Genomic DNA, 25950 nt, shown 5'->3' on the forward strand with positions numbered 1-25950 from the left:
GGGCGTCAGCAACGCTCCATCAGCGCGCATAGGCTGACCCAGGAGCGGCACAGGCAGACAGGCCAAGCTGCTCTAGCGGGGCTGATCAGTGGTCCATAGCTCGCAGCTAGGGCTACCTGTGGCGATGCTATGGCGGCGAAGGGCTGGCCGATGACATGAATGAGGCCTAGGCAGCAGAGGCCACCAGCGCGACCAAACCACGTCATTGACGTGATCTATAGCTGATGTGATTGCGGGGTCTCAGAACCCGACGTCGTCGGCTTGGTGTTCATCTGCCGTTGTGACAGAGCCGCCGAGGGCGTCCATCACCTTTTCCATCTCGTCAGCATCTTCGCTGAACTCGTCGACTTCACCATACAGGTATTCCATCATCGAGCGCAGCTTATGGCTTCCAATGGCGCGTTGCAGGGCCTGAGCGGCCAACGCCTCATCCTTCCAAGGCATCCGTTCGAGCGCCTCCGATATCGCCTTGGACAGCCGTTCGATCTCGGCCAGGCGCTCGGCATCGGTCAACTCGGGGCGGTCGTCGATGTCGGGCGCATTATCTCGGCGGTCTTTCCACCAAACGCCGCTTGGGGTCTTGCCCTCGATCTGCATGACCCGCCACCGCTTGCGCATCCGGTCAACGCTGGCTGTGCCGACGCCCGCCGCCTTCGACACTTTCGGCACCGACAGCCGCTTGCCAGGGAGCCGCACCAACTGCCAGGCCGCGTTCATCCGCTCGTCTTTGGTCAGCGGCAGGTTCTCCCGACTGTTGGCCGCTATCGCCGCCAGGAGGGCATCGCTACGGTCCCCATTCAGGATTTTGGCTGGTATCAGCGCGCGGCGGCCCTTCACGCTGGCGTAGGCGTCCAGCCGATGGTGCCCGTCGAGGAGGACCAAGCGGCCCGTGGCCTTGCCCCCGGCGTCAATCTCTTGCCACAGCAATATCGGGTCAAGATCGCCAAGGGTGCGCAGCAACTGGACCAGGGAGCGCAGATGGGTCTGATTGCTGCGGAGGTCGCGCAGGCAAAAAGTCTCGTCGACCGTGATATCCTGCGGCAGGACAAAACGCTCCGGGAGTTCTGCGCCTTCGAGGGCGGCGGCGACAGCGGGCATAAATGCTTGGGAAGTCATGGGTTATTTCCTTGATGGCAACGCCTAGAAACCAGACCCACGTCGAAAAGGCGAGAGGCGAAGGTCATCTTCGATCTGGCAAAGTCGGCCCGATGCCGCCCGACAAGGTGGACTGTAGGCCTGTTGTCGGCGGGCCGCCGCCTGCGAGGTCAGCAGACCCAGTGGCGCTACGGTGCGCTGTGCTGGTCCTAGGGCAAAGTCTTTGGCTGATTGTCTTCGAGGGGACGGGCAATCTGTTAAAGCCACCAGGCACCGCTACGGGAACCGAAAGCGGCCCCGTCTGTCCAGCCTGACGTGTCTTATTTGGACACCCTGCGTCAGTGCTAGGCCGCGTCAGTCGTTTAGATCGTAGTGCGGCAGCGCCCATATCGCCTGCCACATGGCCTTGATCGTGACCTCGCCATAGTCGCTCGCAGCGCGCCCGTCGGAGTGCCCCTGGATGGCGTCACGGACTTCGAGGTCCATTCCCGTGTCACGGCCAACGGTCTTGAAGCGGTGCCGCCAGGCATGGTTCGGCTGGACTTCTGGGTCTGTGATGCCGACAACTTCGCGCACCCATTGGCCCACCTTAGCGCCTGCGCTCTGCGCTCGCTCCACAGGGTCGGCGGCTTTGCCACGAATGGGGGCGGTGGAGTAGAAGATCGGCCCCGCCGGAAGACCTTGCATCATTTTGTGCAGCCCTTGTTCGAGGAGCTGCGGGTGGATGGGTGCAAGCCTATACTTACGCGCCTTGACAGAACCTGCATCGGGCGTGATGCGCAGGCAGAGGACGCCATGCTCTTCGATCAGGTCATTCGTGCGTAGCTGGGCAATCTCGGTGACCCGCGCCCCCGTGAAGGCGCAAATCCAGGGTATCCAGCGGATGGCGCGCTTGTTCTCGGTGGTACGCTGCCCAAGGCTTTCAGGGTCACGCAACGCTGCCCGGAGGATGGCCTTTGCCTCTTCATCGGTGAACCCTTTAGGGCGCGATTTCGTGGGCTTGGAGAAGCGCACCTTGATTGCCTGCGCGGGGTTTTCTTTCAGCTTCCGCTTTTCAACCGCGACCGCGAAGACCAGCTTCGCCACAGCGAGATACTTCTGGCTGACCGTACGGGCACCAATGTTTTCCTTGTGGCGCAGGTGATCACACCAATCAGCGATGTTCTCGGGGGTGATTTCAGCGGCGTTGTCGTGGCCGAGATAAGAAACCAATTTCTCGATCTTCTTGCGGAAGTCGAGGACGGTGCGGGGGCTTTTCCCGTCCGCCAAATGGTCTCTCGCCCATGCTTCAAACAAATCGCTCAATCGGGGGCCTTTGGCGGTCCCTTTGGGAGGTGTCGTCTCGGGCAGGTTCAAGGGAGGAAAGCGGTTCGCCTCCGGGTCGGGGCTGTAATCGCCAGCGGCGCGCTTACGCTGCTGCTCGGCCCATTGCATCCCGGAGCGGTGCAACTCCGCTATCAGGCGGGAGCGGCTGTAGTCGTCAGTGACCAAGCCGTGCGCTTCGAGCAACTTGTCCGCTTCGAGGCCGTACCATTGTTCAAGGCCTTCTGGGGTCGCGGCCTTCTTGTTCTGCAACTCGATAACGCGTTCCCAAATCGTGACTTCACCTGGTTCCTTTTCGAGTGCCGCCATGCTGTCCCTATAGGCTTCACCGCTCAGGGCCACGATTTGGCGATGGGGCAGCGGCTCAGGGCGCTTGCGGAGCCTGTTCCAAGCCTTCGATTGCTCCTGGGCTGCCAGGGCGTGGCGGACTTTCGCCTCCTCCGGGTCTTTCGTTCCGAGGGATTTGCTGACTTCCGTTTTGCCGAAAACCGCCACCAAGTCGGAGGGCGTACGTTGCCGGAAGTAGTAGACACCAGTCTTGGGGTTCTTGTGCGGACGACTCATCGGAAGGACCATTGTGTAGAACCTCGGTGTAGAACCGAATTCAACTTAAGCCCTTGATAGCAGCCAACTTCTTGACATGTAAGAAGAAAATATGGTGCTGCAAGAGAGGATTGAATTTTCGTCGTCTGCTCTCAAAATTTCGCATAACATACCGATATAAAATAGAAAAAGTGCATACGGAGAATTCGCGTTGGTACAGTCCCGTGGTGCAGGCATTGGTACAAAATACCAACGAATCGATACCTGCGTCAGCAGGCGATCACGGTGATTGAAAATGGCACATGGTTATCTAGGAGTTAGCTAGGATGACGTCCGAAGAACTCACCTATGGCACGCCCAAAGAAGTCCGACACCTTGACTGTCCGCACTGTTTTGCTCTCGATTGACCTGTATAGTATTAGTATAAATGAGCGGCTGTGCCCGGTGATCGATAAGGCTTAGGCCGTGGGTGAGACCGAGTTCTTTGTCACGCGTCAGATTATCCGAGCACCTTCACCGGCAGGCTTTCCACGGTCAACTCCGCATTGATACTCTGTCTCTCGACGAGCATTGGCAGGACTGATGCTCTGGCGATCCTGTCCCGCCGAGACGGGCTGGGATCGCCGAGACCTCGTCGAACGAAAAGACCGGCGATCCATTTTCTCGTTTAAACGCCTTAATTCGGCCCAAACTGATTTCTATGTCCGCTTCATCTAAGAGGAGAATTTCACATGAGACTTTCGTCGCTTGCTGTTTTGGCCTTGGTCGGTGTTTCGGCGGCTTGTGGGGTTGTAAACCCCAACACCTACGGTGCGCTTCTGCCCACAAATGAACCGGGGGTCATGCGGCTCAGCTTTGCCGTGTATGGGAACGCTTGGAAATGCGCGGGTATGGTCAATGCCAAGGATGCTCGACATGTGACTAGGCAAACGGTTCCGCTTCAATGCGTCGGCATGGCTCGGTCGGGGACGGCAACGGTGGAAACTGATCCTCGAACACAGTTCTCGAACATTACGTACAAGCTCGACAACGGGATCAGCGGGACGATGCTGTTCGACTAGCTCGGATGACATCCGAAGAAGTCAGCCGCCGCAGAAAAAATCTGGGCTGAATGGCGCGGATGCTCACCTAGGAAAACTCGCTGACGGCAGCAACGACGGCGCCGTCGGCGATGTTCAGCTCTGCGAAGCAAGTTCCCTGTGAGTGATCCTATGGCAGTTAGCGCAAAGACACTGCAGCTCTTCCAAGTTGGTTTGGTGGCCTTCACGCATGTCCTTCACTTGGACGTGCGCGTGATGCACCTCGATACAGGCGTCCCCATTTATTCCGTATACCGCGACCGGGTCCATGTTGCAGCGCTCGCAATAGAGACGGCCGTGTTCCCGGATGAATGCAGCCTTCTTCCTTTCTGACAACCCACGTGCTCGCTCTCGGCGAAAATGCATCACAAGTCTGACGTCGCCTTCCTGCGCCGATCGGTCCGCTTCGTCTAGTGGAATATCGGAAAGCTCTTCGTGCAATTCGTCAGGATTAGGCCCAACAAAGCCTTTTTCGACGATCTCAAATCCTGCTGCTTGGATTATCTGAAAGCAAGGCTGTTTCCATCCCGCTTTGAAATGCTCCGGGAATGTCTCGATGCCGAGCGCTTCCTCCAGCGCGAGCCCGAAAACCTTTTTGGGAGCGAGGAGCGTCCCGTCTTTTGCGACTACATCGTAGTCCTTAGAACCCGAAAAATTCGGGGCGTCTTCGCCGGTCAACAGGCGGGCTACCGCGTTTTCGACATTGTGGATGCTTACCTTTCTCTGTTCTTCCGCCGCCAGCGGCCTCAGACCACGTCTGCGCGTGCGCGCGGTCTCCCATTTCATGAGCACCAAAGCGGACCGCAAGCCCGACTGATCAAGGTTCCGCACACGAATACGCAACGCCTTCGTAGAATTGCCACCTCGCGTACCGGGCGCTTGCCCCCATCGACTTGCTCTCCGTCGGACTAGTGCCACTACAGCTTCGTCCGACATGCCGTTAAGTTCCGCAGCATTCGCTAGCAGACGTTTTTCTTCGGGCTTTTTCCGAGCAACCCTGCTGTCGAGAAATACGGCATCAATCGTGTGCTCGTCCGCGTACAGTCGTTCTATTATAGTCTGGAGGGCTTTCTCATAGTCTGTATTTCGCGCGGCTCGTCCGCCGGTCGCTCCACCCCGGCTTTGCAGGAGGACGTCGGATCCATCGAGTTCGATCTTTGCATCCAAATGCCCCTCCGAGCCAAACTCTGAGATGCAATAGATCATGATGCGCGCTCCCCTAGCGTCCGTGTCGCTTGAAGCCCAGCATGACAGAAATGGCGAACGCTCGGAAGCGGCCCAGTGCGGGCGATCAGCCCTCCCGGGGTCTGCAGACTAAGCGGTCATTCGATCGTGGTGTCTTGATGGGGCAAGGCGCATCGCTGCCCCTTTACCCTGCACAGCGTCGCGCCAAGAAACCGCGACACGGACGGAAGGACCAAGTTACACGTTAATGGGCTAGATCATCCAATCGCTAGACTGCTATGGACCTTGGCCTTTTCAATCGCTACTCATTTAGCAAGACCCGTGAATAAGGTGAGGTAGTCAAGTATGGATACCATATCGATCGAAGTGAAGCGTCTGAAGAATGTTGAGAACGCGTTTTTAGAATTTCCGCTCGTTAAAGGAACGAGTGTGATCGTTGGCGGCAATGGTTCAGGTAAAAGCACTTTACTATTAGCGCTTTCTCAAGCATTCATGCGGGGTTCCCTACGACAGTTGGACGACGATGATTTTGACCAGTCCTCCGAGGTAACGATATCGATCTCTGGTGATAAACGTGTATGGTCGCCTGACCCCCAAAAAGGCTGGTGGGCAAATGATGGCCGAAGGCTTAGAATTAACGGTATGTATGAAGGAAGCCTGTTCTACGGATCAAGGTTTCACGATTCACGCCTCGTGGACAACCTTCTAAAATCCGGCGACTTGAGTAAGGGCGATATTGTTGATGCGGATGACTATGTCAAAGACAAGTTGAGCTACATCCTGCACGGCGCTCTCGGGAAATACGCAAACCTAAAGCGCCTCAAGAACAGGGATATTGCAAAGGGCTTGGGGCTAATAAATACGCCGTATTTCAACGAAATTAATGGGAAGATCGTAAGCCAATATAGAATGAGTTCAGGCGAATGCCTGCTCATTACACTTCTACATTTTGTTTATAACGCCATTGTTCGCCGATCCCTGCCCAAAAATGAGCTAATTCTTGCTTTGATTGACGAAATTGAGGTCGCACTGCACCCAATTGCGGTTTATAGATTTCTCGAGACAATAAATGAACTCGCTGATTTAAGTGAAAACTTGATGGTCATTCTTACCTCTCACTCCCCGGAGGTTATTCGCAGGATTGAGCCAAAACGCATTTACAAAATTGAAAACGACAACGGAAAGGTCTCTGCGGTTAACCCTGCATATCCCAGCTACGTTATCCGTGATGTTTATAAGCATGATGGATTCGATACTTTAATTTTAGTCGAGGATATCCTTGCTAAAATTATAGTTCAGCAGGCAATAGAAAAAAACAACCTCTCAAAAAGCAGATTAATTCATATTGTTCCTGCTGGCGGCTGGGAGAACGTGTTGCGACTGCACAGGGATCTACTCGCAGGAAATGTTCTTGGTCTTGATCGGCAAATATTTAGTGTGATTGATGGCGATGTAAAAGATTTAATTCCTGAGACTTACAAGACGCTGCGCAAGATGTTCCTTCCGGTAGATAGTGTTGAGAAGTTTTTACTTGATGTTTGCGTGAGGGGCGCGAACAAGTCAGCGAAGACAATGATCGGAGACAAGTATTTCACGATCAAATCGATTTCAGAGTTATCTGCGGAGCACGTTAAAGATTACCCAAATGGAACGACATCTGAAAGCAAGAAATTCTACGCCAGATTGCTCAAAGACCTAAAATCAAGAGGAATCTCGGAAGAAGTATTTATCGAAAAACTTGCCACCGATCTACCTTCGGTAATCGACTTCTCAAAGTTCAGGGCCAGTCTGACTTCCGCGTTAGAGAAGGCCAAGCCCTGAGAAAATCTGAACAATAGTGAAACTGTTAGTGGATTAATTGTTTCATATGTTGTCAGATTTTGGTTCGACTACGTTACAGGCAAGGTTCCATGTGCCTCGTGAGCCTAGTGGACCGCTATCAGCTCGTACGATAAGGGCTTGCGAACGGATAGCAAATTCCGCAACCGGCGCGTCGCGAACAGCGGCTGTCGCCGGTTTCCGCAGTTGCAATACTGCAAGGTCACGGGCCGCTTCCCCGCCATAACCGACACTATGCAACGCATTAAATTGCATGTCGCAAATGTAACATTGTGAATGGAGCGCGTTCTGCAACTCGCTAACGGCTACTGCACCGCTTCTCGGCCCCACCCCATAGCCCCCCTTTGGGTCCCTGAGCATGGAAGAACGTGTCCATGTGATGTTTAGCTGGAGAAGCTCGCTGACGCGGACTATCAGACCGTCAGCCTGCGCCGCACATTCGCCACGCTAGATGCGTGCCACATCCCGCCCCGAGCCGTCTTGATGCCGCGCCGATTCAGTTCCGCCGCGATAGCTGCAAGGGTAGCGTGACCCTGAGCTTCCACGTCTTGCAGCACGTCCGCGAGATCGTGGGCGCGCGTCAGCGCGGCTGCCTTCTGTGCCTCACAGGAAGCCCCATTACCCTTGCCTGCACGGCGCAGGGCTTCTGCCCCGTTCGGGTTGCCCAAGACCTGCCCACGGGCCTTAGCGGCTTTCAGCGCGGCTTTGGTGCGTTCGCTGATAGCGCGGGCTTCATCCTGCGCCACAAGGGCGAGAATGCCAATGGTCAGGGGGGTGGCGGTGGGGCTGTCGCAGGCCACGAAGTCCACGCCCGACTCCTGTAAATTTAGAAGGAAAGCGGCATTCCGGCTCAGTCGGTCCAACTTCGCAATCACCAGCTTAGCGCCGGTCACGCGGGCCAACTTGAGGGCGGCTCGCAGTTGCGGGCGGGCGTTGTTCCGGCCCGACTCCACTTCGGTGAACGCGCCGACGATCTGGGCCGCGTTAGCGGCTGCATAGGCGGCAATCGCGGCTTCCTGAGCTTCCAGCCCAAGCCCGCTGCGCCCCTGCCGGTCGGTGGAAACGCGAGTATAGGTGACGATTTTCACAGCGAATCCCTCCAATACAAACTGGCGAAACGCCCGTTAGGTCAGTTTGTATATCGGCTTCACTGCTGCGTCTATCTTGTTCGGCAACTGGAATCATGAACAACCAATTTCCATTGTTGGCGAAGTTTGGTGGCTCGCCTTTAGGCCAAGTGTAGCAATTGCCCGGGGGAAAGTTGCTCTCGCGCGGCTGCGCGGCGACTTAAGGGCACTTGGGAGAGCGAGCTGTGCCTGCCGATCTGGTGCGTACGAGATTACGATAGGTGCGGGGGCGCGGGAAAATAGATCGCGCGCCCGCGCCCGCTGACGCGGGGCGGAGCTAACGACAGGGGTGGGGAAAAACGGAACCGGGCTAAGAAAAGCGGAAGCCTTTACGACAGGCAGGGGAAAGGGGCGAAGCCTTCACGACAGGCACCGGATGAGGTGCAAGTAGAGAATAAGGGGTCTACATTCATGTAAGCCTATGATTTGCAAGGATTTTACGACGGCATCTCAAGGGGTGTTCGAAGGGGAAAATGACGTCAATTTCCTACATCGTCGTAAGTGGTTGTTTTTAGGGGGAAAATGTAGGTAATGTAGATAATGTAGATAAAGTCCATCCTTATACAGGAGAAAAAGAAATATTTTTTACGCTCCCCCGCTAAGGGGCCACTCGAAAAAGCGACCCCCTACTTTTCGCGCTCCGTGCGTGCGTGTGAAAAATATTTTCTTTTTATATATAAGGCCCAGACCCCCCATTCCTCTACATTTGCTACACTGATCCAGAATTTTTAAGCGATTTCAACGCCTTGTGCGGGTGTAGGAAAAAAGCGCCCCAGCACGCCACCCCGATTCGTTTCACTAATCGTTTAAAAACAACAGGTTAACAGGCCAAACGCGCCTCCAAAATGTACTTGAGAAAAATTTCCAACACACACGCCCCTTCCAGCTTTTTATCGTTTAAAACCAGCTATTTGCGCGCATGTAGGCGGTAAATCTGTGCTTACGGTAACGTCGGCGTGAGGTTTCGTGAGCGTTTTTCGTGAGGGAATGTTCGCTGACGCGTTCGCTCATCGCGGCGTTCGAGGCAAGTGCTTTTGAACTGATTGATCCGATAGGTAAGCTTGAATTCGCCTCATGCTTCTACGAATTTTGCAACTTGCTTCAGCGCTTCCAGCTTTTCGGTCAAAAGGTCGCTGCTCCCATATCTGGCTTCCGTAGCGTCTTCCCCGTCGAGCCGCCCCGCGATCAGCCGCCTGATTTCAGGGTCGATCTTCGCGCGCCGCGCCGCATCGGTCCAGCTATGCCTCAGAGCATGAAACCCTTGGCCTTTGGTCTTGATCCCAAGTGGCGCGAGGACTTTGCGAGAGAAGCGCCCACCGTAAATCTCTGTCAGCCGCCCGCGTGAGTCCGGGGTCATTTCGCGCAAGGTCTTTTGGTGGCGCTTGTCGGTGTACTCTTCAAGGAAAAGCATAGCCCCGCCCGCCTGACGGCGGCGCGCGACAAAGTCCAAGAAGCCCCTTTCGATACAGACCGGCGGAACAGGTATAACGCGCAAGGAATGCTCGTTCTTAACTTTCTGCACTTCATCTTCATCGGTGATCCGAAGGGCCGGGATATCGCCGCCGGTTAGAACATCTTCCACGAGCAGTTGCCCAAGTTCTTCCCGGCGCGCGCCTGAATAAGCTGACAGCATAGGAAGCCAGTGGTCGGCGGTGTCCGCGTGAGTGGTCGCGGCAACGTAGGCCAGAATAGCCTTCACTTGTTCGGGAGGGAAGCCCTTGCGCTTTTGCGTGCTTGCCTCTGCGATTTTTCCCTTCGGCTTGTCGATTTTGTATCCAACCCAAGGGTCCACAGTCAGCGCCCCCTTATTCAATGCAAAAGCGGACAGGGCCTTTAGGTGATTGATCAGTCGTTCACGGACCTTGTAGCTTACCCGGTCAAGGTTCCCCTTTTGGGCAGCAGCAACGGCTGTGCGCATGGGCTTCTTGAGCCATTCGCGGGCGACTGGAAGGTCGCGGGCGGCGTCGTCAAACTCTGCTAGATGCGCCCTGCTCAGTTTGGCTAGCGGTTGGTCCCCATGAAATTCGATCCATCGGCGGACGGTGTATCGTACGCTTTCGGCGTTCTGGATGGTGTACTCCTTGGCGCGAATAAAGGCCTCAGCCAGTTCAGCAACCCCCGAAAGGTCGCCGCCCGGCACCTCTACTTTCTCTCCCAACGAGCGCAGCGTCTTGGCCTCGCGCCGTGCAATCCCCTCAAGGGCGGCTGACGCCGCCCGGTGCTCTGCGGCTGCCAGTTCAATTTCCAGCGGGTCGGGCGGAAATTCCTCGGTATCCGTCATGGTGGACAGGTCACCCGCCGCAAGAAAGGCGCGCGCGGTCTGTGTGCTCTGAAAGGCCTCGAGAAGGCCTTCTAGCCCACCAGCGCGGTCATAGAGCGCCCGTTGATCCGGCGGCAGTTCCGCAAGGCGCGCGTTCACGTCCGCACTGCGTGCCGTTTCTTCCACTTGCTCGAGTAGTTGGGCACGGGCACGAATGACTTCATTCGCCGCGACCTTCGGGTCCGCCGTCTTGAGCGTGCCAGTCAGTAGCGCCCGGCCTTTATGCAAGTGGCGGATTTCCGGCGGAATCGAGATATTCAGGTGATAGGTGCCACCGCGTATCTTGGTGCCTGCAACCTTTGCCAATGCCATGCTAGCCCCCGTTGTACCAATGCAGTCTTGGTACAAGAGTTGGTACAGTGCAATGGGCATAAACGCCCGAAAAGGCTAAGTTTTTGATTCCAAGGAAAACAAAATGGTGCTGCAAGAGAGGATTGAACTCTCGACCTCTCCCTTACCAAGGGAGTGCTCTACCACTGAGCTACTGCAGCACCCTTCGGCCTTCATCGACCGTGGCGGCGATGTAGACGACATCGCGAAGGCTTGCAAGCGCAAATTCGCACGCTCTCTCGACACATTTCATTCGGGCGGCTAGAGAAAGGCCATGACAGAGGACACGACCCCAACCCCGCAAGGCAAAAATGCCCGCACAGCCGCCCCGCAAAGCCGTGAAGAAAGGCTTGCGGCGCAATTGCGTGCAAACCTGATGCGGCGCAAAGCACAGGCGCGGCAACGCGACGCGGCGGCGGGTGGTGTGGAAAATGAAGCCGAAAGCGGCTCGGAAGGAAACCAGTAGTGGATAGCATCTTGGTGCGCGGCAACGGGCCGCTGAATGGGCAAATTCCGATTGCCGGGGCAAAGAACGCCTGCCTTGCGCTGATGCCGGCAACGCTTTTGAGCGAAGAGCCGCTGACGCTGACCAATGCGCCACGGCTGTCTGACATTCGCACGATGACGCAGCTTTTGGCCTCGCTCGGGGCCGAGGTGACAGCGCTGCAAGATGGCAAGGTGCTCGCCACCTCCTGCCATGGCGAGATTAACCCGGTCGCCGATTATGACATCGTGCGCAAAATGCGCGCCTCAAACCTTGTGCTCGGGCCGCTTTTGGCGCGACTGGGCCATGCGGTTGTATCCTTGCCCGGGGGCTGTGCGATTGGCGCGCGCCCAATGGATATTCACATTGATGCGCTGACCGCGCTTGGGGCCGAGATTGAACTCAAAGACGGCTACCTGCACGCGCAAGCGAAAGGTGGGCTGAAAGGCGCGGTGCATGAGATGCGCTTTGCCTCTGTCGGCGCGACCGAAAACTTCTTGATGGCGGCGGTTTTGGCCAAGGGTACATCGGTGCTCAAAAACGCCGCGCGCGAGCCTGAAATTGTTGATCTGGCGCAATGCCTACGGGCGATGGGCGCACAGATCGAGGGCGAAGGCACCTCGGACATTGTGATTGAGGGCGTGGACCGGCTGCATGGCGCGACCCATCCGGTGGTGACCGATCGGATCGAACTGGGCACCTATATGCTGGCGCCCGCGATTTGCGGCGGCGAGGTGGAATGTTTGGGCGGGCGAATCGCGCTTGTCGAAAGCTTTTGCGAAAAACTGGATGCCGCCGGGATTTCGGTGGAGGAAACCGCGCGCGGGCTGAAGGTGAAGCGCAAAAACGGGCGGATCAGGGCCGTTGACGTGGTGACCGAACCCTTCCCCGGCTTCCCGACCGATTTGCAAGCGCAGATGATGGCGCTGTTGTGCACTGCCGAGGGGACATCGGTGCTGGAAGAGCGAATCTTTGAGAATCGCTTCATGCATGCCCCCGAATTGATGCGGATGGGCGCGAAGATCGAGGTTCATGGCGGTCATGCCACGGTGCATGGGGTCGAAAAACTTAAAGGCGCACCGGTGATGGCCACCGATCTGCGCGCTTCGGTCTCGCTGATTCTGGCGGGTTTGGCCGCAGAGGGGGAAACCGTGGTGAGCCGCGTCTACCACCTTGATCGCGGCTATGAACGGGTCGAAGACAAGCTTCGCGCCGTGGGGGCGCATATTGAACGGGTGAAAGAGTCATGAGCCGGGATGCACGTTTTGCCGATGGCGGTGAGGCGCCGCTGAACCTGCGCGCCGAAAGTGCCGAGGATTTGGCCGTGATGGCGGCTTTGGTGCAAGATGCGGTGCTGCCTGTGTCTGAAATCCGCTATGAGCCCAAAGCGCGGCGGCTTTCGATGCTGCTCAACCGCTTCCGTTGGGAAGATAAGGCGCGGGCCGAGGCGGAAGGGCGCGCTTATGAGCGGGTTCAGGCGCTGTTTGTGATTTCCGATGTGCTCAAAGTCGCCTCGCAAGGCTTTGACCGGCGCGATTCTGATTTGGTGCTGTCGGTGCTCGATATCGCGTTTGAGCCCGGGGAAGAGGGCGCGGGGCGCGTGGTTTTGGTGCTGGCGGGCGATGGCGCCTTGGCGGCTGAGGTGGAATGTTTGGCGCTTGATCTGCGCGATGTGACCCGGCCTTACGGGGCCGTTTCGGGGCAAGCGCCGCAGCACCCGGAATGATCCGCCCCGCAACAGCGGAAGATTTGCCTGCGATGGCCGCGCTGATTGCGGCAGCGATCCGTGATCTGTGCCACGCCGATCACCACGGCCAGCCAAACCGGATGCGGCCGTGGATTGCCGCGAATGACAGCGCAGCCCTTGCCGCGCGGATCAAAGACCCGGCACAGCGCCTTTTCGTTACGCAAGCGGCGGGGCTGGCGGCGGTTGGTGGGCTCGATTGGCGCGATCAGCCCGAGGGGCGCGGGCGGATTAGCCTATTGTTTGTCGACCCCGCACAGCAGGGCAAGGGCCACGCGCGCACACTTTTGGCGGCTTTGGAGGCGGAGTTGCGGGCGCTTGGCCGCACGGAGGGGCGGCTCACCGCCACCAATACCGCGCGCGGATTTTACCTCTCTCAGGGCTGGACAGCTGACCCGGCGGCCAGTGGTGGCGCGCTTTTGGGGCACGCTTTGCAAAAGGCGCTGGCCTGAGGCGTTTCGCGCGCGTTGAAATCCGGGGGCAAGGATGGGCCAACCCTTGCTCCGCGCCTTGCAACGCTCTATCCCGGAACGGAACAAGGAGCCCGAGATGCCGCATTTTCTTGCCACGACCGACGCCGATTTCGAGACCCGTTTCACCGCCCTTTTGGGGATGAAGCGCGAAGACAGCCCCGATGTCGATGCCACCGTGGCGGCGATTATTGCCGATGTGCGCGACCGTGGTGATGCGGCGGTGATCGACTATACCGCGAAATTTGATCGGCTGGCGCTCAGCCCGCAAACGATGGCTTTTTCCCGCGAAGAAATCACGGCAGAGGTGGCGAAGGTCAGTGCCGAGGAACGCGCGGCGCTTGAACTCGCAGCTGAGCGGATTCGCGCCTATCACCTGCGGCAAATGCCGGTGATGGAAGAGCGCTGGACGGAAGAAAACGGCGCCGAGCTTGGCTGGCGTTGGTCGCCTGTTTCGGCAGCGGGGCTTTACGTGCCGGGCGGTTTGGCCTCCTACCCGTCTTCCGTTTTGATGAATGCGATCCCGGCGAAAGTCGCGGGGGTGGAACGCCTGGTGGTTGTCTGTCCGACGCCCGATGGCGCCGTGAACCCGCTGGTGCTGCTCGCAGCAGAGCTTTCTGGCGTGGATGCGGTTTATCGCATTGGCGGCGCGCAGGCGGTGGCCGCGCTTGCCTATGGCACCGATACGATTGCCCCGGTTGATAAAATCACCGGGCCGGGCAACGCTTTTGTGGCGGCGGCGAAGCGGCGCGTTTTTGGCCGCGTGGGCATTGATATGATCGCGGGTCCGTCGGAAATTTTGGTGATTGCCGATAGCACGGCCAACCCCGATTGGGTGGCGATTGATCTTTTGAGCCAAGCCGAACATGACCAATCCGCCCAAGCGCTGATCCTGACGCCCGATGCGGATTTTGCCCAGGCCGTGACCAAAGCGGTGGAAAAGCGCCTTGAAACGCTGGAGCGGCGCGAGATTGCGGGCCCGTCGTGGCGCGATTTTGGCACCGTTATCGTCACCCGCGATCTGGCCGAGGCGGCAATGCTGTCAAACCGCGTTGCGCCTGAACACCTCGAACTCTGCGTAGAAGACCCCGAGGCGCTTTCGGCGCAAATCACCCATGCCGGCGCGATTTTCTTGGGCACTTGGACGCCCGAAGCGATTGGCGATTACGTTGGCGGGCCGAACCACGTTTTGCCCACCGCCCGCTCGGCGCGGTTCTCCTCGGGCCTGTCGGTGCTGGATTTCCTTAAGCGCACCACTTTGGCGAAAATGACGCCCGAGGCCTTGCGGGCCATCGGCCCGGCGGCGGAGACGCTGGCGATTTCGGAAAGTCTTGAGGCGCACGGGCTATCGGTCCGCGCGCGGCTTGATGCGCTCAATGATGGGGGGGCCTGATGAACCGTATCTCTCGCATCGATCTGGATGATTCCGGCCTGCCTGCGCCGACGCCGCAAATTGAACAAGAACGCCGCGTGGCGATTTTTGACCTGCTCGAAGACAATAGCTGGACGCTGCCGGGGCGCGACGGGCAAACCGCCCCGCCCGGCCCCTACGCACTGACTTTGGCGGTGCGCGATGGGCGGCTTGTCTTTGATACATGCCTTGAAAACGGCGAGAAGGTGACTGAGTTCCACCTCAGCTTTGGTCCGTTCAAGCAGGTGGTGAAGGACTACTTCCAGATTTGTGAAAGCTATTTTGAGGCGGTCAAGAAACTGCCGCCGAGCCAGATCGAAGCGATTGATATGGCGCGCCGGGGCATTCACAACGAAGGGGCGCGGGTGCTGCAAGAGCGCCTTGAGGGCAAAGCCGAGATCGACATCGATACCGCGCGGCGGCTCTTCACCCTTGTCTGCGTTCTGACCCCGGTAAGCTGATGGCCAGCCTTCCCCATTCGGTCCTGTTTTGCTGCGATCACAATGCCACGCGCTCGCCGATGGCCGAAGGGATGATGAAAAAATTCTATGGCCGCGAGGTTTATGTTCAATCGGTGGGGGTGAAGGCGGACCTTGATACAGATGGGTTCGCGATTGCGGTTTGTGCGGAAATTGGCGTGGACTTAGAGCGGCATCAGGCGCGCAGCTTCCATGAATTGCGCGAGATGGGCGATGATCTGAGCGGGTTTGACCTGATCGTCGCGCTCTCGCCCGCCTCCTATCACCAAGCGCTCGATCTAACGCGGTTCTACCACATTGAGGTTGAACACTGGATGATCATGGACCCGACCGGCCTGGGCGAGGGGCGCGACGTGCGGTTGGGCTATTACCGCCAGACTCGCGACCAAATCCGCGATCACATCATTGAACGGTTTGGGGCGCCGCATCCGGCGTAAGCGCCAGCAGCTCGGGCAGATTTTTCTCAATCCAATCGCTCAGCGCAAAGACGCGGGCAGAGATTTCGCGCCCTGCCGGGGTGAGAGTGTAATCCACGCGTGGCGGCACCTCGCCATAATCTTTGCGCAAAATCAGACCGTCGCCTTCAAGCACCTGCAGGGTCTGCGCCAGCATCCGCTCGGAAATGCCATCAATCCGGCGGCGCAATTGCGCAAAGCGCAGTGTTTCCTCGCGCAAAGCAATCAGCACCAGCCCGCCCCAACGCGAGGTTACATGCTGCAAAATCTGCCGCGAGGGGCAGGCGGCGGCGAAAACATCGCCCCGTGAAAAGTTCCGCATCGTCTCTGCACCTTTCCTGTGCATGGGTAAGGCATACTTACATATATGTGGGTACTTACCTTTTGTTAGCTTGCGTGACTATCTGTGGCAAGCAAATGATAAAGGAGATCGTCATGACCATTGCTGTGACCGCCGCCACCGGCCAATTGGGCCAACTTGTTCTTGTTGCACTCAAAGCGCGCGGCGCCGCCCCCGTGGCCCTTGCGCGGAGCCCGGAAAAGGTAACCGGATATGAGGCGCGCACGTTTGATTACAACGCCCCCGATGCCGCCGCCCTTGCCGGGGTTGAGGTACTGGTGCTGATTTCGTCGAATGATTTCAATGACCGTGCCGGCCAACACAAACGCGCCATTGCCGCCGCAAAAGAGGCGGGCGTAACGCGCGTGGTCTATACCTCTGTGCTGAAGGGCGATGCCTCGCCGCTCACGCTTTTGGCGGCAGACCACATCGCGACCGAAGCCGCGCTAAAAGAAAGCGGGCTGCAATACACGCTTCTGCGCAATGGCTGGTATAGCGAAAACCTGACCGGCGCATTGGGGGCGGCCATTGAACATGGAGCAGTGATTGGGGCGGCCGGGGATGGCAAACTCGCCACGGCGGCACGCGCGGATTATGCCGAAGCGGCCGCGGTCGCGGCGCTTGATGCGGCGCATGCGGGCAAAACCTATGAGCTTGCGGGCGATACCGCCTTCACGATGGCGGAATTTGCCGCCGAGGTTGCGGCCCAATCCGGCAAACCGGTCAAATTCGTCAACCTGCCCGAAGCGGAATACGCCAAAGCGCTTGAAGGGTTTGGTGTGCCGACGTCCTTTGCGGAAACGCTCGCGCAATCGGATGAACGGGCGGGCAGTGCTGCGGGCCTCTTTGATGACAGCCACACGCTTTCCAGCCTGATTGGTCGCCCAACGACGCCGATCGCGGAAACGATCCGCGCGGCGCTGGCCTGAAGAGCGACGGCAAGACGGTTTTGAGCACCGTCTTGCCGGTTCTGCGGTTTGACGACACCGGGGCGGCATGCCAATTTGCCCCAAAGTCAGAGAGGTTTCCCAATGCCCCGTGCCGTCGCCCTTGCCACCATTTCCAGCTATTTCGACGCTTTCAATCGCGGCGATACCACCGCGATGGAAGCGCTTGTGACCGAAGATTTTGAGCATCACGTCAACGAGGGTAAAATCCGCCGTGGGGTCGAGAAATTCCGCGAATTTAACGCGCATATGACCCATTGCTACCGGGAAACCCTCACCGATGTGGTGGTGATGGCGAATGATGCAGGCACCCGCGCGGCCGCCGAGTTCGTTGTGAACGGGGCCTATTTGGCAACTGACGAAGGCCTGCCCGAGGCAAAGGGGCAAACCTATGTGCTGCCCGCAGGCACCTTTTTTACCTTGCGCGACGGGCGCATTTCCCGCGTGACCACCTATTACAACTTGGCGGACTGGATCCGTCAGGTCAGCTGATGGAGGTTCGGGTTCTCACTGGCCCCGCTTTGGATGCCGCGCTCGACGATGTCGCGGCGCTGCGCATCGCGGTGTTTCGCGATTGGCCCTATATCTATGATGGCTCGCTCGACTATGAGCGGCGCTATCTGGAAAGCTATCGAAACTCTGAAAACGCGGTGGTTGTGGGGGCCTTTGATGGCGCGCGGCTGGTCGGCGCGGCCACTGGCACGCCGCTCGAAGACCATGCCGATGATTTCGCCGCGCCCTTTGCGGAGACGGGGCTGACGCTTGAAGAAGTGTTTTACTGCGCCGAATCGGTGCTGCTGCCAGACTATCGCGGGCGCGGGTTGGGCCACGCTTTCTTTGACGCGCGCGAGGCGCATGGCCGCGCGCTTGGGCGCAGCTATTCCGCCTTTTGCTCGGTGATCCGGCCCGACGATCATCCGCTCAAACCCGCCACCTACCGCCCGCTCGATGCGTTTTGGCGCAAGCGCGGTTATGCCCCCATGCCGGGCGTTGTGGCGCATTTTCGCTGGACCGATCTGGGCGACAGCACCCAAACTGAAAAGGCGCTGCAATTTTGGGGGAAGCCGCTGTGAGACGCATCACCATTGCTTCTGCGGCTTATCCTCTGGATTGGCTCGCGGATTGGGCCGCTTATGAGGCGAAAATTCGCGCTTGGGTGCAAAGTGCCGCGCTCAAACAGGCCGATTTGCTGGTTTTTCCCGAATATGGCGCGATGGAGCTTGCCTCGCTTGGCGGGGCCGAGGTTGCGGCAGATTTGGAACGCGCGGTCGCCGAAGTCGCGCGCCATCACGATGCGATGGAACGGCTTTTTGAAGGGCTCGCGATCGAATTTGGCCTTTATATCTTGGCTCCCTCTGGCCCGGTGGTCGAGGGGATGGTGCGGCGCAATCGGGCGGCGCTTTTTGGCCCCTCAGGCCGGATTGGGCATCAAGACAAGGCAATCATGACGCGGTTTGAGCGTGAAGATTGGTTCATTGATGCCGGAGTTGAGGGGCTGCGCCTGTTTGACACGGGGCTTGGGCGGATCGCAGTGCTTATCTGTTATGACAGCGAATTTCCGCTGCTCGCGCGCGCGGTTTGCGAGGCGGGGGCAGAGCTTCTTCTGGTGCCAAGCTGCACCGATACGCGCGCGGGCTACCACCGCGTTCGCACCGGCGCACAGGCCCGCGCGCTTGAAAACCAATGCGTCTCGGTCCAGTCGGTGATTGTGGGGCAGGCTGCTTGGTGCCCTGCTGTCGATGAAAATCACGGTGCTGCAGCGCTTTATGCCCCCGCTGACGTGAATTGGTGCGACACGGGCGTGATCGCCGAAGGGGGCTATGACGAACCCGGTTGGGTCACCGCCACGGTTGATCTGGAAGCGGTTGTCAAAGCCCGCACCGACGGCGAGGTGCTGACCTTCCGCCATTGGTCCGAACAGCCTATGCAAGCTGCGCATGTCCACCTTGTCATGGAAAACCCCCGCAAGGCTTGACATTGCGCTTGAATTTTTCCTGATCCGGGCGCATGTATCGCGCGCCCGCGATCGGCGGGTATCCCTAATGGAGTGACCATGGCCAAGGAAGAAATGCTCGAATTCCCCGGCGTCGTGAAGGAACTCCTGCCGAACGCGACGTTCAAGGTCGAGCTGGAAAACGGCCATGAGATCATCGCGCATATGGCAGGCAAGATGCGGAAAAACCGCATCCGTGTTCTGGCTGGCGACCGGGTTCAGGTGGAAATGAACACCTATGACCTGACGAAGGGTCGCATCAACTACCGGTTCAAGTGAAGCTGATCTTAGGATCGGCCAGCCCCCGTCGGCGTGAGCTTCTGGCCCAATTGGGGCTAGAGCCCGCTGCGGTACGTGCCCCCGACATTGATGAAACGCCCGCCAAGGGCGAGCGCCCGCGCGATTATGTAGCGCGGATGGCGCGGGAAAAGGCGGCCATTCTGCCCTGCGCCGCCGATGAGGTGGTGATCTGCGCCGATACCACGGTGACCTGTGGCCGCCGGATCTTGGGCAAACCCGAAAATGAAAAAGAGGCGGCCGAGTTTTTGTGGCTGCTGTCTGGCCGACGCCACCATGTGCTAACGGCTGTTGCCGTGCGTTCCGCGACGGGACTGCGCGAGCGGCTGGTGGATACGGTGGTGAAATTCCGCCCGCTCTCGAATGCCGATGTGAACGGCTATCTTGCCAGCGGCGAATGGCGCGGTAAGGCGGGCGGCTATGCGATCCAAGGGTTGGGCGGCGCCTTTGTGCCGTGGATCCAAGGCTCGTTCAGCGCGGTTGTGGGGCTGCCCTTGGCCGAAACCGCTCTTTTGCTACAATCGGCGGGCATCGCGATGGGAGAAAGCGCATGAAAGGCCGGGTCGTTGTTCTTGGCGAGGTAAAGGGGCTTGAGGCGGCCGCTTTGATGGTCGACGGGCGGCTTGAAGACCTGATCGTCGATGCCTCGGATGCGGTGGCTTTGGCGCCCGGAGCGATCTGTCGCGCCAAGGTTGAGCGGCAGATGAAGGGCCAAGGCGGCGTTTTCGTGCAGCTTCCGGGCAACGAAAAGGGCTTTCTGCGCGATGCCAAGGGGCTTTCGCCGGGGCAAAGCGTTTTGTGCCAAGTCTCGGGCGGGACAGAACCCGGCAAAGCACTGCCGGTCACCTTGCGGCTTTTGTTCAAGGGCCGCTACGGCATTGTCACCCCCGGTGCGCCGGGGCTCAATGTCTCGCGCCGGATCCGCGATGAAGAGACCCGCGACGGGCTTCAAGCGCTGGCAGGCGTGGTGATGGAAGGCTCCGATATGGGGCTGATCTTGCGCTCGGCTTGCGAAGGCACCGAAGAGGGCGAGATCGTCGAAGACCTTGCAGGCTTGCGGGATTTGGCCGAAGCCGTTTTGGGTGATAGCGAAGGCGCGCCGGAGCTTCTGGTGGATGCCCCCGGCCCCCACGAAGAAGCATGGCGCGACTGGGCCGACCCGGTGCCGGATGAAGTGGTCGAAGGGTTTGAGGCCCACGGCGTGCTAGAGGCGATCGACGCGGTTCTCTCGCCGCGCGTAGCGCTGCCGGGTGGCGGGCACATGATGATCGAGCCGACCCGCGCGCTGATTGCCGTGGATATCAATACCGGCAATGACACCTCGCCCGCCGCGAGCCTAAAAGCCAATATCGCCGCCGCGCGGGATTTGCCGCGCCAGTTGCGGCTGCGCGGCCTTGGTGGGCAGGTGGTGGTGGATTTTGCGCCGATGCCGAAAAAAGGCCGTGCCACGCTGGAGCAACAACTCCGCGCCGCCTTCAAGGGCGAAGCGGCGGAAACCAGCTTGGCCGGGTGGACACCGCTCGGCATGTATGAGCTTGTGCGCAAACGCGACCGGGTGGCGCTGGCGACGCTGATCGGTGGCGCGGCATGAGCTGCCCGATCTGCGGCAAAGACGCCGATCCGAAATATCGTCCCTTCTGTTCGAAGCGCTGTGCCGACATTGATTTGGCGCGCTGGCTCAATGGGTCTTATGTGATTCCGGGCCAAGCGCTTGAGGAAGATGACCCCGCGCGGGAGCGTGATCCCGACGACACGGGCGGGCTGCGACACTGATCTGATCGCGCGACGCAAAAATTCGCAAATACCCTCTGGACAGCCCCCGCGCCCTCGTCTAGTAACCCCCCACCAACGCCGGAACGGCCCGGTGCCCAGATAGCTCAGTTGGTAGAGCAGCGGATTGAAAATCCGCGTGTCGCTGGTTCGATTCCGGCTCTGGGCACCACTTAAACCCCCGAAAACAAATAAACTTTTGAAGAAGCCGCTGCAGGTCTATTGCGTAGCCCTCGTTCTGGGCTACATCTGGGCTACATTTCGTGTGCGCTTGATGTGATGCTTCGAGGCGGAGATTCTATGCGTGGGGTTGGCAAGGTGAAGGCCGCAACCCTTCCCTGAAATCCGAGATGAAGCCCGCTCGCGACCGAATGCAGCACCGGAGAAGATCATTGAACGCACAGTCGCTAGCAAACGAAGTCTATCTGAAGGTCGAGGAAGTTGCCGCGCGCTACGGCGTCTCCATTGACACGATTTATCGGTGGAAAAGAAACGGCGACTTCCCGAAAGCGCGAAAAATCGGTCCCGGCGTCACGCGCTGGCGACTGTCTGATCTGATCGAGCACGAAGCGAATATGCAAGCGTGCTTCGCAACGCACCTGAACATTCCTCATAACGAATGATCACTCTGTGAGCGAGGGGCTCGCGCCCCTCCCCAGGGAATGGCTGAGGTCCAGCGTTCCGGCGCCCCATCCCTCATTTAGCGCTCGGTGCGCGCTTTATCCTTTCGCTCCAATCGCGGAAATGCTGGTCCCGTTGTCCCATGCTGTGAGGCAGGTTGTGCCTAGCGGCAGAAGACCCTCACCCTAGGATTGACCTCGCGCCCGCGTCAGGCCGTGCTTGCCATTTGACATAGGATTTCGAACATCACCGAAGTCCCCAGCCACGCGGTCCCGCCCGTTGGGTCGAAAGGCGGTGACACCTCGACAAGATCGGCCCCGATGATGTTGACCCCATCAAGCAATCGGACCACCTGCAGGGCTTGGTAGGAATTCGGCCCACCAATCTCGGGCGTGCCCGTGCCAGGCGCGAAGGCCGGGTCAATGAAGTCGATGTCATAAGACAGGTAGGTGGGCGCCGTGCCGACGATCTCGCGCGCCTCGGCCATGACGTCTTCCACACCGCGCTGGTGAAATTCTTCGATTGGGATCACCCGCACGCCAACGCTGGCGGCAAAGTCGCGGTCCTCGCTGTCATAGGTCGTGCCGCGAATGCCGATTTGCACAACCCGCTTGGGATCGAGCAGATTTTCCTCGATCGCGCGGCGGAAGGGCGTGCCGTGGGTATACATATTGCCGCCGAAATAGCTGTGAAACAGATCGGTGTGGCTGTCGAAATGGATCATGCCAAGCGGTGCCGCTTTGCCGAGTGCGCGCAGGATCGGCAGCGAATTGAGGTGATCACCCCCGGCGGTAAGCGGGCGGATGCCGTGGGCCATGATCCCCTCCATGAACCGGGTGATCCGTGCCATCGCATCATGGATATCGGCCGGGTTGGGGGCAATGTCGCCCAGATCGGCGCAATTTATCGCCTCAAAGGGGCGCACCCCGGTCGCGCCATTTTGCGCGCGGATCATGGTGGAGCAATCGCGCAATTGCCGTGGCCCGTGACGCGGGCCGGGGCGGTTAGTGGTGCCAGAATCCCACGGGCTCCCGATCAGACCGATCTGCACCTCTTTCAGCCGAGGATCATCAAGCGCCACATAGGGCAGCCGCATAAAGGTGGGCACGCCCGCATATCGCGGCAGATCAAAGCCAGAAACCGGATGAAAGAAGGGATGGCTGGGCATGTTCGGCTCCTGTTGCATTATCGGGCTGCCACCGGCGCGTGTGGGGGCGGTGACAGCATTTGTTTGAGACGCTATGCGGGCGAGGAGAATTCCTCCACTGATGAAAGCACCGATAGGATCAAGCCGAGCGGGCAAGTGGCGCGTTTGCCGCCAATGTGCGCCGGGACTGCCCTGAAAGAGCGCAGATGAATGACGCGAACCCTGGGACCAGGTGGGACTGGTTTCGCGTCAGTCTGGTCAGAGATACCCCTCCGACGCCTCATCCCGCGTCCAGAAGTTCACGCAGCTTGCGCACGCGTTCTGGTGTGATCTTCGGATCGCGCCCCGCACTGATCACCCGGATGAACTCGATCCACGCCTTTTCGTTTTCAGAAAGCTGGTCCCACTGTCCCAGTGGTCCCATCGGTGTGATGAAGAGATCGGTCATTTGCCAAAGATGCCCCGCAGGGTGGTCCGCCCTCGCGCGGTCATGCGCGGATCGCCCTTCAACCACCTGATCGACCCCGACCCGGACCAGCTACTCCGTGTATCAATTGCTTACGGTTTCGGTCGTGGGCGTCTCAAGAGCGTTTATCAGATTCTCAGAGGCAAGGATGGTGAGACCGGCGAGTTCACCGTTTCGAAGCGCGACGCACAGTTCGAGGTGCTGAAGTCCGCGCAGGCCGAGGTGCTAGACCTGACAAACTGGCATCAGTTTCTCAGCGCGATCGTCGGTGCGGGTTTCCGTAGCGCCGAGATGATTTCATCAAACAATGCGCTCCTTTATGCCTATGCGTTCTATCTGCTCGGTCGAAAACGCTATGCTGTGCCTGAGCATGTGCTTCAGAAGCTTATCGGGCGATGGTTCTTTGCCACCTCGCTTACCGGGCGATACACGGGGTCTCCGGAAACTGTCATGGATGCCGACTTGGCCCGGCTATGAGACGTGTAAAATCGCCTATTCGCTGCGAACAAGATCAGCCAAAATTGCCGCCGCTCGTGCCAGACGCGCCGCCGATCAGCTGGATGAATACTGGTATCACTTACGCTCGCAGGATGCGGCCTTGCCGGGGATGCATCGGCTCCGTCTTGGCAATGTCGGGGCGTCCACTCAGCCGAGCGCGGCACCTGAGCCCGTGAGCGGCACGGCAAAACTCTCTGAGGCAGTCGGGATCTATCTCCGTCTTAAGGGCAAAGATCGCCCTGTGACCTTCCACAGAGGGGCTGAACGGTCCTGCGGCTACGTCATCGACGTTTGCGGCGACAAGGACCTCATGGCCTACACCAAGGCCGACGCGAACCGTTTCCGCGATTCTTTGATGGAACGTGGTCTGACGGGCAGCAGTATCAGCCGGATCTTCGGGACGGTACGCTCCATTATCAACTTCGTGGCGAGTGAATTGGGTGTCATAATGACCAACCCGTTCGGGAAGGTCTATTTTGACCGCTCGGCGGGCGTGAAGGACCGCAACCCCTTGCCTGATGACGCTTTGCGTAAGGTACAAAGCGAATGCCAACACCTCGACGATGACCTACGCTGGCTGGTTAAGACCGACGCGTCAAAACGAGAACCTCCGTCCGCTCCGTTCCTCTGTGCGCCGATGCCTTGGAGGCTGCGAAGGAAGCGGTCATGCGCCTTGGCTGGATGTATCCTCTAGCGACGAACCTCCCCGCTGATCCCACCGCTGAGCGGCACGGCAAAGCTCGCGGAACTCGCCAAGCGTGCTTGTCACATGCGCGCCCCAGGCGCCGCTTTGTCGCTCCCTCAATTGTCATTCCTGTTTGACATTTGGCGGAGTGGGGGAAATCCTGCCGCCAAATTGGCGCAGGAGGCAGGCATGAAGATCGACGGAACCCATTATCGCACGATCTGGCAAGATGACGCGGGCGTGGTGCAGGTGATTGATCAGCGTTGGCTGCCGCATGAATTGCGCATTGTGCCGCTGAAAACCCGCGCCGATTTTGTTGTGGCGATCCGCGATATGTGGGTGCGGGGCGCGCCGCTGATTGGGGCGGCGGCCGCTTGGGGCGTGGCCGTCGCGATGCAAGAAGACCCGTCCGATGCGGGTCTGACGGAAACTTGGGACGTGCTGCACGAAACTCGCCCGACGGCGATCAACCTGCGTTGGGCTTTGGATGAAATGGAGCGTGTGCTGCGTCCGCTCGCCCCGGCCGAACGTGCCGAAGCCGCCGCCAAGCGCGCCGCAGAGATTTGTGATGAAGATGTGGAGATCAACCGCAATATCGGCCTGCATGGGCTTGAGATCATCAAAGCGATTGCCGCCAAGAAGCCCGGTCAAACCGTCAATATTCTGACCCATTGTAACGCGGGTTGGCTTGCCACGGTCGATTGGGGCACAGCAACCTCGCCCATCTATCACGCGCATGAGGCGGGCATTCCGGTGCATGTGTTTGTGGATGAAACGCGCCCCCGCAACCAAGGCGCGCAACTCACCGCTTGGGAGCTCAATCACCACGGCATTCCGCATTCCTTGGTGGTGGATAACGCCGGTGGCCATTTCATGCAGCATGGCGAGGTGGATATGGTGATTGTGGGCACCGACCGTACCACCGCGCGCGGCGATGTTTGCAACAAGATCGGCACCTATCTGAAGGCGCTTGCGGCCAAGGCGAACGGTGTGCCGTTCTATGTAGCGCTTCCCTCGCCGACGATTGATTGGCGCGTGGATGATGGGGTGAAGGAAATCCCGATCGAAGAGCGCAATCAAGAAGAGGTCACTTTGGTGCAGGGCCGTGGGGCGGATGGTCAGATTGCCTTGGTGCAAATCTCGCCCGATGGCACGCCCGCGCGCAACCCAGCCTTTGATGTGACGCCCGCCGAACTGGTGACAGGGCTCTTGACCGAGCGTGGTCTGTGCCCCGCCGACACCGCCGAGATGGAGAAGATGTTCTCTGATCTGAAATCGGCCATGTTGGCTGGCTGAGCAAGC

General features: G+C 58.9%; 29 protein-coding genes and 2 tRNA genes. 22 read left to right on the forward strand and 9 right to left on the reverse strand.

The features are described 5' to 3' along the window. Window positions 1–240: 240 nt before the first annotated feature. Window positions 241–1116: a ParB/RepB/Spo0J family partition protein gene (locus tag BW967_RS14120; protein ID WP_108188645.1), complete on the reverse strand. Its 876-nt coding sequence runs from the start codon at window positions 1114–1116 to the stop codon at window positions 241–243. 333 nt (window positions 1117–1449) lie between these two features. Next, the gene (locus tag BW967_RS14125) at window positions 1450–2994 is read right to left on the reverse strand and encodes a DUF6538 domain-containing protein (RefSeq protein ID WP_076485750.1); all 1545 of its coding nucleotides are present in this window, start codon (window positions 2992–2994) and stop codon (window positions 1450–1452) included. 698 nt (window positions 2995–3692) lie between these two features. Here BW967_RS14125 and BW967_RS14130 point away from each other — a divergent pair. Further along, window positions 3693–4022: a hypothetical protein gene (locus tag BW967_RS14130; protein WP_076485751.1), complete on the forward strand. Its 330-nt coding sequence runs from the start codon at window positions 3693–3695 to the stop codon at window positions 4020–4022. Window positions 4023–4136: 114 nt separating this feature from the next. On the opposite strand, the gene BW967_RS14135 is transcribed toward BW967_RS14130, so the two are convergent. Then, window positions 4137–5246 carry an HNH endonuclease gene (locus BW967_RS14135; RefSeq protein ID WP_076485752.1) on the reverse strand — a complete coding sequence of 370 codons (1110 nt, stop codon included), beginning with the start codon at window positions 5244–5246 and terminating at the stop codon, window positions 4137–4139. Window positions 5247–5570: 324 nt separating this feature from the next. Here BW967_RS14135 and BW967_RS14140 point away from each other — a divergent pair, with 324 nt between their 5' ends. After that, on the forward strand, window positions 5571–7046 hold the full coding sequence (locus BW967_RS14140; RefSeq protein WP_076485753.1) for an ATP-dependent nuclease: 1476 nt from the start codon (window positions 5571–5573) through the stop codon (window positions 7044–7046). A 431-nt stretch (window positions 7047–7477) separates the two neighbouring features. Here BW967_RS14140 and BW967_RS14145 read toward each other — a convergent pair whose 3' ends face one another. The 3 genes from BW967_RS14145 to BW967_RS14155 all read right to left on the reverse strand — a co-directional run bounded on the left by BW967_RS14145 (window position 7478) and on the right by BW967_RS14155 (window position 11002). Then, on the reverse strand, window positions 7478–8152 hold the full coding sequence (locus BW967_RS14145; RefSeq protein ID WP_076485754.1) for a recombinase family protein: 675 nt from the start codon (window positions 8150–8152) through the stop codon (window positions 7478–7480). A gap of 1111 nt (window positions 8153–9263) precedes the next feature. Continuing rightward, window positions 9264–10823: a site-specific integrase gene (locus tag BW967_RS14150; RefSeq protein WP_139327843.1), complete on the reverse strand. Its 1560-nt coding sequence runs from the start codon at window positions 10821–10823 to the stop codon at window positions 9264–9266. A gap of 104 nt (window positions 10824–10927) precedes the next feature. Beyond that, window positions 10928–11002, reverse strand: a tRNA-Thr gene (locus BW967_RS14155). 113 nt (window positions 11003–11115) lie between these two features. Between BW967_RS14155 and BW967_RS14160 the strand changes: the two genes are divergently transcribed. The 7 genes from BW967_RS14160 to BW967_RS14190 all read left to right on the forward strand — a co-directional run bounded on the left by BW967_RS14160 (window position 11116) and on the right by BW967_RS14190 (window position 15866). After that, on the forward strand, window positions 11116–11307 hold the full coding sequence (locus BW967_RS14160; protein ID WP_076485756.1) for a hypothetical protein: 192 nt from the start codon (window positions 11116–11118) through the stop codon (window positions 11305–11307). Next, the gene (gene murA, locus BW967_RS14165) at window positions 11307–12575 is read left to right on the forward strand and encodes a UDP-N-acetylglucosamine 1-carboxyvinyltransferase (RefSeq protein ID WP_076485757.1); all 1269 of its coding nucleotides are present in this window, start codon (window positions 11307–11309) and stop codon (window positions 12573–12575) included. The genes BW967_RS14160 and murA overlap by 1 nt, the downstream gene beginning before the upstream one ends. Continuing rightward, window positions 12572–13051, forward strand: a complete 480-nt coding sequence (locus BW967_RS14170) for a DUF2948 family protein (RefSeq protein ID WP_076485758.1) — start codon at window positions 12572–12574, stop codon at window positions 13049–13051. Before murA ends, BW967_RS14170 begins: the two co-directional genes overlap by 4 nt. After that, window positions 13048–13521 (forward strand): GNAT family N-acetyltransferase, encoded by a 474-nt coding sequence (locus tag BW967_RS14175; RefSeq protein WP_083952269.1) that lies wholly within the window; start codon window positions 13048–13050, stop codon window positions 13519–13521. The genes BW967_RS14170 and BW967_RS14175 overlap by 4 nt, the downstream gene beginning before the upstream one ends. A gap of 97 nt (window positions 13522–13618) precedes the next feature. Next, the gene (hisD, locus tag BW967_RS14180; protein ID WP_076485886.1) at window positions 13619–14932 is read left to right on the forward strand and encodes a histidinol dehydrogenase; all 1314 of its coding nucleotides are present in this window, start codon (window positions 13619–13621) and stop codon (window positions 14930–14932) included. Next, window positions 14932–15411, forward strand: coding sequence for a UPF0262 family protein (locus BW967_RS14185; RefSeq protein ID WP_076485759.1), 480 nt, complete (start codon window positions 14932–14934; stop codon window positions 15409–15411). The genes hisD and BW967_RS14185 overlap by 1 nt, the downstream gene beginning before the upstream one ends. After that, entirely contained in the window at window positions 15411–15866 is a 456-nt protein-coding gene (locus BW967_RS14190) for an arsenate-mycothiol transferase ArsC (RefSeq protein WP_076485760.1), read from the forward strand. The genes BW967_RS14185 and BW967_RS14190 overlap by 1 nt, the downstream gene beginning before the upstream one ends. On the opposite strand, the gene BW967_RS14195 is transcribed toward BW967_RS14190, so the two are convergent. Continuing rightward, a complete protein-coding gene (locus BW967_RS14195; protein WP_108188644.1) occupies window positions 15832–16206 on the reverse strand; it encodes a winged helix-turn-helix transcriptional regulator in 375 nt (124 codons plus the stop codon). The genes BW967_RS14190 and BW967_RS14195 overlap by 35 nt on opposite strands. Window positions 16207–16319: 113 nt before the next feature. On the opposite strand from BW967_RS14195, the gene BW967_RS14200 reads away from it, so the two are divergent. The 10 genes from BW967_RS14200 (at window position 16320) to BW967_RS14245 (ending at window position 21854) form a co-directional block, all read left to right on the forward strand. Then, window positions 16320–17153, forward strand: coding sequence for an NAD(P)H-binding protein (locus BW967_RS14200; RefSeq protein ID WP_076485762.1), 834 nt, complete (start codon window positions 16320–16322; stop codon window positions 17151–17153). 102 nt (window positions 17154–17255) lie between these two features. Beyond that, a complete protein-coding gene (locus tag BW967_RS14205) occupies window positions 17256–17663 on the forward strand; it encodes a ketosteroid isomerase-related protein (protein ID WP_076485763.1) in 408 nt (135 codons plus the stop codon). Beyond that, on the forward strand, window positions 17663–18244 hold the full coding sequence (locus BW967_RS14210; protein ID WP_076485764.1) for a GNAT family N-acetyltransferase: 582 nt from the start codon (window positions 17663–17665) through the stop codon (window positions 18242–18244). The genes BW967_RS14205 and BW967_RS14210 overlap by 1 nt, the downstream gene beginning before the upstream one ends. A gap of 5 nt (window positions 18245–18249) precedes the next feature. After that, a complete protein-coding gene (locus tag BW967_RS14215) occupies window positions 18250–19146 on the forward strand; it encodes a carbon-nitrogen hydrolase family protein (RefSeq protein WP_076485887.1) in 897 nt (298 codons plus the stop codon). Between the two features lie 78 nt (window positions 19147–19224). After that, a complete protein-coding gene (gene infA / locus BW967_RS14220; protein WP_055212580.1) occupies window positions 19225–19443 on the forward strand; it encodes a translation initiation factor IF-1 in 219 nt (72 codons plus the stop codon). Continuing rightward, window positions 19440–20015, forward strand: a complete 576-nt coding sequence (locus tag BW967_RS14225; RefSeq protein ID WP_076485765.1) for a Maf family protein — start codon at window positions 19440–19442, stop codon at window positions 20013–20015. Before infA ends, BW967_RS14225 begins: the two co-directional genes overlap by 4 nt. Then, the gene (locus BW967_RS14230) at window positions 20012–21052 is read left to right on the forward strand and encodes a ribonuclease E/G (protein ID WP_076485766.1); all 1041 of its coding nucleotides are present in this window, start codon (window positions 20012–20014) and stop codon (window positions 21050–21052) included. Before BW967_RS14225 ends, BW967_RS14230 begins: the two co-directional genes overlap by 4 nt. Next, window positions 21049–21234, forward strand: coding sequence for a DNA gyrase inhibitor YacG (locus BW967_RS14235; protein WP_076485767.1), 186 nt, complete (start codon window positions 21049–21051; stop codon window positions 21232–21234). Before BW967_RS14230 ends, BW967_RS14235 begins: the two co-directional genes overlap by 4 nt. A gap of 93 nt (window positions 21235–21327) precedes the next feature. Then, a tRNA-Phe gene (locus BW967_RS14240) sits at window positions 21328–21403 on the forward strand. A 220-nt stretch (window positions 21404–21623) separates the two neighbouring features. Then, window positions 21624–21854, forward strand: coding sequence for a helix-turn-helix transcriptional regulator (locus BW967_RS14245; RefSeq protein ID WP_245826557.1), 231 nt, complete (start codon window positions 21624–21626; stop codon window positions 21852–21854). A gap of 206 nt (window positions 21855–22060) precedes the next feature. Here the strand turns inward: BW967_RS14245 and speB are convergent, their stop codons facing one another. Both speB and BW967_RS18750 read right to left on the reverse strand, forming a co-directional pair. Further along, window positions 22061–23020 carry an agmatinase gene (gene speB, locus BW967_RS14250; protein WP_076485768.1) on the reverse strand — a complete coding sequence of 320 codons (960 nt, stop codon included), beginning with the start codon at window positions 23018–23020 and terminating at the stop codon, window positions 22061–22063. A gap of 259 nt (window positions 23021–23279) precedes the next feature. Continuing rightward, window positions 23280–23447, reverse strand: a complete 168-nt coding sequence (locus BW967_RS18750) for a helix-turn-helix domain-containing protein (RefSeq protein WP_170952586.1) — start codon at window positions 23445–23447, stop codon at window positions 23280–23282. A gap of 42 nt (window positions 23448–23489) precedes the next feature. Between BW967_RS18750 and BW967_RS14255 the strand changes: the two genes are divergently transcribed. From BW967_RS14255 to mtnA, 3 genes are all read left to right on the forward strand, one after another. Then, complete coding sequence (locus BW967_RS14255; protein ID WP_217696385.1) at window positions 23490–23942, forward strand: hypothetical protein; 453 nt, start codon at window positions 23490–23492, stop codon at window positions 23940–23942. Then, the gene (locus BW967_RS14260) at window positions 23920–24657 is read left to right on the forward strand and encodes a DUF6538 domain-containing protein (RefSeq protein WP_076485769.1); all 738 of its coding nucleotides are present in this window, start codon (window positions 23920–23922) and stop codon (window positions 24655–24657) included. The genes BW967_RS14255 and BW967_RS14260 overlap by 23 nt, the downstream gene beginning before the upstream one ends. A 180-nt stretch (window positions 24658–24837) precedes the next feature. Continuing rightward, complete coding sequence (gene mtnA / locus BW967_RS14265; protein WP_076485770.1) at window positions 24838–25944, forward strand: S-methyl-5-thioribose-1-phosphate isomerase; 1107 nt, start codon at window positions 24838–24840, stop codon at window positions 25942–25944. Window positions 25945–25950: the final 6 nt, after the last annotated feature.

The sequence above is a fragment of the Rhodobacter aestuarii genome, from assembly GCF_900156655.1.
In the GTDB taxonomy this organism is placed as follows: Bacteria; Pseudomonadota; Alphaproteobacteria; order Rhodobacterales; family Rhodobacteraceae; genus Rhodobacter; species Rhodobacter aestuarii.

Excerpts from the sequence above, each read along its gene's own strand:
- BW967_RS14235 (WP_076485767.1), top strand. The coding sequence starts at position 21,049 with ATGAGCTGCCCGATCTGCGGCAAAGACGCCGATCCGAAATATCGTCCC.
- BW967_RS14255 (WP_217696385.1), top strand. The coding sequence starts at position 23,490 with ATGCGCGGATCGCCCTTCAACCACCTGATCGACCCCGACCCGGACCAG.
- BW967_RS14260 (WP_076485769.1), top strand. The coding sequence starts at position 23,920 with ATGCCGACTTGGCCCGGCTATGAGACGTGTAAAATCGCCTATTCGCTG.
- BW967_RS14135 (WP_076485752.1), bottom strand. The coding sequence starts at position 5,246 with ATGATCTATTGCATCTCAGAGTTTGGCTCGGAGGGGCATTTGGATGCA.
- BW967_RS14140 (WP_076485753.1), top strand. The coding sequence starts at position 5,571 with ATGGATACCATATCGATCGAAGTGAAGCGTCTGAAGAATGTTGAGAAC.
- BW967_RS14230 (WP_076485766.1), top strand. The coding sequence starts at position 20,012 with ATGAAAGGCCGGGTCGTTGTTCTTGGCGAGGTAAAGGGGCTTGAGGCG.
- BW967_RS14210 (WP_076485764.1), top strand. The coding sequence starts at position 17,663 with ATGGAGGTTCGGGTTCTCACTGGCCCCGCTTTGGATGCCGCGCTCGAC.
- infA (WP_055212580.1), top strand. The coding sequence starts at position 19,225 with ATGGCCAAGGAAGAAATGCTCGAATTCCCCGGCGTCGTGAAGGAACTC.
- BW967_RS14190 (WP_076485760.1), top strand. The coding sequence starts at position 15,411 with ATGGCCAGCCTTCCCCATTCGGTCCTGTTTTGCTGCGATCACAATGCC.
- BW967_RS14130 (WP_076485751.1), top strand. The coding sequence starts at position 3,693 with ATGAGACTTTCGTCGCTTGCTGTTTTGGCCTTGGTCGGTGTTTCGGCG.
- BW967_RS14120 (WP_108188645.1), bottom strand. The coding sequence starts at position 1,116 with ATGACTTCCCAAGCATTTATGCCCGCTGTCGCCGCCGCCCTCGAAGGC.
- speB (WP_076485768.1), bottom strand. The coding sequence starts at position 23,020 with ATGCCCAGCCATCCCTTCTTTCATCCGGTTTCTGGCTTTGATCTGCCG.
- BW967_RS14185 (WP_076485759.1), top strand. The coding sequence starts at position 14,932 with ATGAACCGTATCTCTCGCATCGATCTGGATGATTCCGGCCTGCCTGCG.
- BW967_RS14175 (WP_083952269.1), top strand. The coding sequence starts at position 13,048 with ATGATCCGCCCCGCAACAGCGGAAGATTTGCCTGCGATGGCCGCGCTG.
- BW967_RS14170 (WP_076485758.1), top strand. The coding sequence starts at position 12,572 with ATGAGCCGGGATGCACGTTTTGCCGATGGCGGTGAGGCGCCGCTGAAC.
- hisD (WP_076485886.1), top strand. The coding sequence starts at position 13,619 with ATGCCGCATTTTCTTGCCACGACCGACGCCGATTTCGAGACCCGTTTC.
- BW967_RS14205 (WP_076485763.1), top strand. The coding sequence starts at position 17,256 with ATGCCCCGTGCCGTCGCCCTTGCCACCATTTCCAGCTATTTCGACGCT.
- BW967_RS14160 (WP_076485756.1), top strand. The coding sequence starts at position 11,116 with ATGACAGAGGACACGACCCCAACCCCGCAAGGCAAAAATGCCCGCACA.
- BW967_RS14200 (WP_076485762.1), top strand. The coding sequence starts at position 16,320 with ATGACCATTGCTGTGACCGCCGCCACCGGCCAATTGGGCCAACTTGTT.
- BW967_RS18750 (WP_170952586.1), bottom strand. The coding sequence starts at position 23,447 with ATGACCGATCTCTTCATCACACCGATGGGACCACTGGGACAGTGGGAC.
- BW967_RS14150 (WP_139327843.1), bottom strand. The coding sequence starts at position 10,823 with ATGGCATTGGCAAAGGTTGCAGGCACCAAGATACGCGGTGGCACCTAT.
- BW967_RS14125 (WP_076485750.1), bottom strand. The coding sequence starts at position 2,994 with ATGGTCCTTCCGATGAGTCGTCCGCACAAGAACCCCAAGACTGGTGTC.
- mtnA (WP_076485770.1), top strand. The coding sequence starts at position 24,838 with ATGAAGATCGACGGAACCCATTATCGCACGATCTGGCAAGATGACGCG.
- BW967_RS14195 (WP_108188644.1), bottom strand. The coding sequence starts at position 16,206 with ATGCGGAACTTTTCACGGGGCGATGTTTTCGCCGCCGCCTGCCCCTCG.